At 54.9% G+C, this 5,399-nt stretch carries 5 protein-coding genes; all 5 read right to left on the reverse strand.

The window, feature by feature from the left end; all coding sequences use genetic code 11:
* Positions 1–67: 67 nt before the first annotated feature.
* Positions 68–316 (reverse strand): hypothetical protein, encoded by a 249-nt coding sequence (locus HGI47_RS21870; protein ID WP_168854865.1) that lies wholly within the window; start codon positions 314–316, stop codon positions 68–70.
* Between the two features lie 135 nt (positions 317–451).
* Positions 452–2,800, reverse strand: coding sequence for a S8 family peptidase (locus tag HGI47_RS21875; protein ID WP_168854866.1), 2,349 nt, complete (start codon positions 2,798–2,800; stop codon positions 452–454).
* 26 nt (positions 2,801–2,826) lie between these two features.
* Positions 2,827–3,702: an AAA family ATPase gene (locus HGI47_RS21880; protein WP_168854867.1), complete on the reverse strand. Its 876-nt coding sequence runs from the start codon at positions 3,700–3,702 to the stop codon at positions 2,827–2,829.
* Positions 3,703–4,075: 373 nt separating this feature from the next.
* Positions 4,076–4,747, reverse strand: a complete 672-nt coding sequence (locus HGI47_RS21885) for a hypothetical protein (RefSeq protein ID WP_206066362.1) — start codon at positions 4,745–4,747, stop codon at positions 4,076–4,078.
* A gap of 16 nt (positions 4,748–4,763) precedes the next feature.
* The gene (locus HGI47_RS21890; protein WP_168854869.1) at positions 4,764–5,048 is read right to left on the reverse strand and encodes a hypothetical protein; all 285 of its coding nucleotides are present in this window, start codon (positions 5,046–5,048) and stop codon (positions 4,764–4,766) included.
* Positions 5,049–5,399 lie beyond the last annotated feature (351 nt).

The raw sequence follows: 5,399 nt of genomic DNA on the forward strand, positions 1-5,399 counted from the left end.
GATAATCTGCGCCTCGGTGAAACGGCTCTTCCTCATGCGTCTGCTCCTTACAGTGGCAGACTCTACATCAGAATGAGGGAACTTTCGGGGGGCAGGTCATCGGTGACAGTTTCTCCATCCAGCGTTCGATATGCTTCTGCGTGATGTCCTCCAAATGGCGCGTGCTATGACCCGCATACCAGTCGCTCCAAGCCGGGGCTGAAGCGACATCGGTCACGGGCAGAGTTCCCATCACGTCTGAAAAGCGTCGCATAATTTCATTTCGCGTCGCGAGACTGAAGCTGGCAAGATCATCTGCCGAAAACACAATTTGCATCCGCGAACCCCAACCATTGGAATGACTGAAGATCGCGAATACCGGCAGGACTTGAAATTCAGGTAAATGTTTGTGCAACCCGTTGCACGCAGTGAAGCTAGAGAATGTCTTGCCGCTCGCTCAAGACGCGCATTCTTACAACGTCACTTTCAAAGGCACGGGGACGGTAATAGCCTGATACAACTCGATGTCTGCGCTGTGTCGAAGCTCTACCGCCACCGAAAATCTTTGAGTCTTGACCTCTTTTGGAGCCCATCGCCTCCTGCACCAGACGGCGAGGAAGTATCGGTCACCGTAGGTGCTCATGTCGGTTTTAGCGGTAAACGATCCACGTTGAAGAGTTCCCTTTTCCCGGATTTGGGAGCCGGGAAACGTTTTGCACTCGTTACGTTTTGGAAAAGGCGGTGGGTCGCCTTCAGCTTTCTCCCACACCCTGAACTTGTCGAACACGTCTTGTTCGGACGCTCCACGGATAAGCCGCCATCCCATAGTCACCCCAAGGTAGTCTGCTCGTGTCCGTCGCACGGGCGGGTCGAATGCGAGCGCAACGGAAATCTCTCGGCTTCCCTTGGTAGTTTGGAACAGCTTTGGGATAGGCACCTCATAGACAGCAAACCGATCCAGTCCAATCTCGTCATTTGTGAAGAATGCCACTCGGTTGTCATCAGATGCGATGGCTTCGTCTATGTTTGCGACGCCGTTCCCGCACACATCCAGCGGTGCACGCGGGCTAAGCGCACACAATATGCTTTCTGCTGCTGCGGGAACTCGAGCAGAAAGAGCCAACATCGCACGCAGAAAGTTCGCAGGAGCGTCGGGAAATTGTTCTAGTAAGATTGCAGCCTTGTGAGCCACGATGGGAGCCGCAAAAGATGTTCCCGATCTCGCACAAAATAGACGGTCGACTGGTTTGTGATGGAACGTCCAAATACCCGCTGACTTTTTCGTTCCCCCTCCTACCAATTTCATAGTCGGACCGTCCCATACGGAAGTCCCGCCATAATCGACCAAATCTGGCTTGATCATCCCCCTGATCCCCGGACCAGATCGTGTGAAGGGACTGGGCTCGTCAGCTTCACAAACCGGGAGAACACCTACGTAGTCGGCATCCTCTTCGACGATCCCATTAGTATGGGCGAGCGAACCCACAGTTAGGACGTTCGCCGCAGTGCTGGGATCAAGAAGGCGCGAAGAAGGCTCCAGCAGATATCCGGGATAATGCTTTAATATGTCCTCACCTAGTCCCGCGAGCCCCTTCTGGTTGCCAGTCGAAACAATTATGAGCACGTCAAGCTCAGACGCTAATTCGTCTAATGTTCCGGCCCAAGAGCCAGCTTTGCCACCGTCGTAAATCAGGTTTGGATCACCGAGCGAAATGTTAAAAATCCGGCATCCGCTGTCCTCATGTAGATGGCGAATTGCTTTCTCCATCAAATCGGGGACTGTAACATCGGTTGGGAACTCGCCCTTTTCGTCAACTACCCGAGCGCTTGACATAAGGAACGGCGCATCGAAGTTCGCTTCCTGCAAACGCCCACTGACGTCTCCGTATGCCGCCACTGAAGCAACCGATGTTCCATGCCCTTGCTCATCAGCGTCAACCCAGCCGTTCATGGCAATAAAGCTGGACTTCATTGTATAAGCGAGAAGAGGGTGGCCGGAATTGATGCCGCTGTCGATTATTGCGATGACTACCGCATCAGGTGCAGGCGGCGCACCAGCAGGTGTATCTTCGACGGAAGCGTCTTCGATGTCATCGAAGGACAAGTCTGGTTTCGGAGGCGCTTCGACTATTGCGACCTCCGGCAAATCCAGAGCAGCCAGCAATGCTTCGCCTGACGCTTCTACCCGACAAAGAAGGAGATTTTTACCTAAATACGTATTGTGGATCGTCCCGCCATGCGCCTTCAAGGCATTCTCCAAGCGATACACGAAGATATTAGCCTGCTCGTGCTCTCCCGGATGGAAAAGTTCGATATCTAAAAGATAGTCTGTTTCTTTCTTGAAGTCGCTGGGCTTCTCAATCCCTAATGACGATAGACTGCTTCCGATGCGGTCCTCGGCCTTCGCAATTCCAACGCTTTCAATCGCTTCGATAAGCCCTGCATATGCGGGGCCAATCTGTCCTGCCGGAATGGGGCCTTGGTAAGAGGCCAATCGCTTGCGGAACTGCTGAAGTTCTTTATCGGTTGCGAAGAGTAGAAGCGTCTTGTTTTGGTCTTCTGAAAGGACCACCAGACCCATCTTTGCCCATTCGCCTTCATCGACGAACCCTGCCACCTCAATGCGCAGGATTAAAGACGGATCAACTCCTTCTATGGAAGGTGCTGCCTTAAATTCTTCGAGGACTGCCTCGACCTCTTGAGCTAACTTCGGTCCGTGCTCGCCCCTATTTCGTTGCGGATTTCCACCGAAGCCGGGCGGTTTTCGCCGCGTAAGCTCGCCCTCCAACCGTTTCAAAGGGAGGTGAGAATGTTTAGCCATTTGACCCCATCACTTGCGGCAAATCCTTAATCGAGAATTTCACGCTCCACTTCGGCCCGGCTAATTTCATGGTCAAGTGCCGACTTGAAGCAATGCTCAGGAATTGCGTTACGTTTCAGAAGGATTGCTGATCGGATCGCATTTAAGCAAGCCCTTTCGACTTGCGCGTATGACATCCCAGTAAAATCGGATGCATATTGAGCTATATCAAAATCGGCCGGGAAATTCCTCGTTTTCATGTATAGAAGCCGACGAATTTGTGCGACAGATGGCTTGTTGAATAAAATAACTTCATCAAATCGTCGAAGAATTGCGCGGTCAATTGTTTCTTCGAGATTAGTCGCGGCTATCAGAATACTTCGGCCATCAAAACGGTCGATCATCATGAGTAGGCTATTTACTACTCGCCGTATTTCACTGTGCTCAGTAGTGTCATTGCGTGCCCGTGCGAGGGCATCGAACTCGTCGAAGAACAGGACCATAGGTCTTGTCCGAGCAGCATCGAATATCTTGCGAAGGTTAGTTGCAGTCTCGCCAAGGTGAGATGCAATCAGCGCATCAAGCCGAGCTACGACGAGGGGCATTTTCAGTTCGGCGGCGACCACCTCTGCACACAGCGATTTGCCGCAACCCGGCGGGCCACAAAACAATACCTTCGAGCGAACGCGAAGCCCATGTCGCCGAATGTCGTCGCCATGCCGAACCTCGTTCGCAAGGCCGAGCAGAGTAAATCGGCTTTCCTTGCCGATGATGATGTCACGGGCGGATCGCTCCGGGCTGATTATCTCCACGAGATCGCCAAAGCCCTCGCGAGCGGCGGTCGCCGAACTCAGCTTTCGGGGCGTTCGGCTAGGCGTAGGAGGCGAGCTTTGTAAATCCAGTTCGTCAGCGCCTGACAGCATCGACCCCGATCTACTCTCTGGCGACGCCTTTCGCAGGAAAAATTTGTCTTGGTTCCTATTCACCTGCGCTACTCGGACCTCGCCTATATTGCTTTGCTCGTCGCTGTCATGTGCGACAGCCTTGCTGTGATTATCGAGCATCGCTGCCTCTCTGCCCCGCGTTGAGATATCCCTACGCAATGTTGGTTCGTGAGGAAAGGGGCGCTGAGTTCGGCTGGTCAAGGAATTCTGCGGAAGAGTTCTGCGCCGAAATAATCTATCGCACGGCCCTGCCCATGTGGGATAACCTAGTCCCCGACAAAACCGCCCCACACGGGTGGTCTCGGCTCCAGTGGAACGGCGTCCCGCATGGTCTATGATCCATGTGCGACTTTCAGGCTTGCAGGTATGTTTGGTCGCCGCAGGCCCATCCCAGCACAAGCGGACGACCGGACGGCGTGGTGACGACGCGGGCTTGGCCCGGCTCTATGTCACCTCCGCCGAGCAGCCTGATGAAAGCCGCAAAGTCGAGGAACCAGCGACGATCTGGCGAGAATGAGTGCACAATCATGCCAGCGACCGATGCGTCAAAGCGGTCGGCCTCGATGAGAGCAGAAACCGTGCGGTGGAGAAGCTGGTAGCGAATGACTGGTGGGCAACCGGTCAGCCCGAGCATCTTGCAAAGATAGGCGAGGCGTTCAATCTTGCCCGGCGACGACGACCGGCTCCAGTCTGCAACCGTCTCGCCGAACGCTTCGCCTACTTTCCCTTCGATGGTGTAGGTGGCCAGCCCTCGGTCATGTCGGACAAGTGTGAAAATGTCTGACTGGCTTTCGCGGGTGCCACCCGGCAGCACGGTCTTGTGTTCGGGAATAGCAAGGAGCAGCGTCGGTGGACCGAACGCTTGATCCATGATCGCCGCAACTTCGGTAGGGAGACTGGAAGCAGCTTCCCAGCAGTAGGCGAGTGTGCGGGCCGAGTAACCAATTCTCCATTGCAGGTCCGGCTTGGCGAGAAAACGTTGCCAGTCGTCAGGGCCGCTTGACGGGATCAAGATGTTGGCCATTGTCTTGTCTGCCCTCTTACAATGGCGCGCAATGGCCGCAGACTTGGGAAAAGGAACCATCCCACCGCCCGATTGATCTGGCGAAGGCCCGCAAGTCGTCAATGTCGTCGGATACAACTTTGCGGTAGCCGCGCCCTGTATAGGCACGATCATCGCGAGGCACGTAAATGAACCGGCAGCCTGCCCGATGGAGCACAGCGTAGCCGGGGCCAGCAGTGGACCGGACGTTGACAACGAAGCCGCCCGGATGTGCCGTAAGCCACGCCATGTAGCCGCCATCGTCGTCAACGAACCCAATCATGCCATCTCCCTCATCAGGCGACCTGTGCAACGGGTTGCACGGGATTGCCGGGGAAGGTTGCTGCTAGGTCGGCAGGGGAAGGCCAAATCGAAACCGCAGCATTAAAGAGCGAGGCGGCGCGATTGGCGATGGTCGCTTCGTTCCATTCGTGGGGATGTTCCTTCAACAATCGGGCGTTCAGTTCCAGCTTTGTGTGATCCCGCAGACCACCTTGCTTCGATGGTTGACCGTCCGGCGCGGTCCAAGGACCGTGACTAGGCGGCGTGGACAAATTTGAGCCAGTATCTGGCTGTGGCGATATGGACCATGCCGAGGAAGCTATTGGCAAGCTGATCGTAGCGGGTAGCGATC

Origin of the sequence: Novosphingobium sp. ERN07, assembly GCF_012641335.1 — a bacterium.
Classification (GTDB): Bacteria; Pseudomonadota; Alphaproteobacteria; order Sphingomonadales; family Sphingomonadaceae; genus Novosphingobium.

Coding starts and splice junctions, on each gene's coding strand:
- HGI47_RS21870 (WP_168854865.1), bottom strand. CDS start 316: ATGCAAATTGTGTTTTCGGCAGATGATCTTGCCAGCTTCAGTCTCGCG.
- HGI47_RS21875 (WP_168854866.1), bottom strand. CDS start 2,800: ATGGCTAAACATTCTCACCTCCCTTTGAAACGGTTGGAGGGCGAGCTT.
- HGI47_RS21880 (WP_168854867.1), bottom strand. CDS start 3,702: ATGCTGTCAGGCGCTGACGAACTGGATTTACAAAGCTCGCCTCCTACG.
- HGI47_RS21885 (WP_206066362.1), bottom strand. CDS start 4,747: ATGGCCAACATCTTGATCCCGTCAAGCGGCCCTGACGACTGGCAACGT.
- HGI47_RS21890 (WP_168854869.1), bottom strand. CDS start 5,048: ATGATTGGGTTCGTTGACGACGATGGCGGCTACATGGCGTGGCTTACG.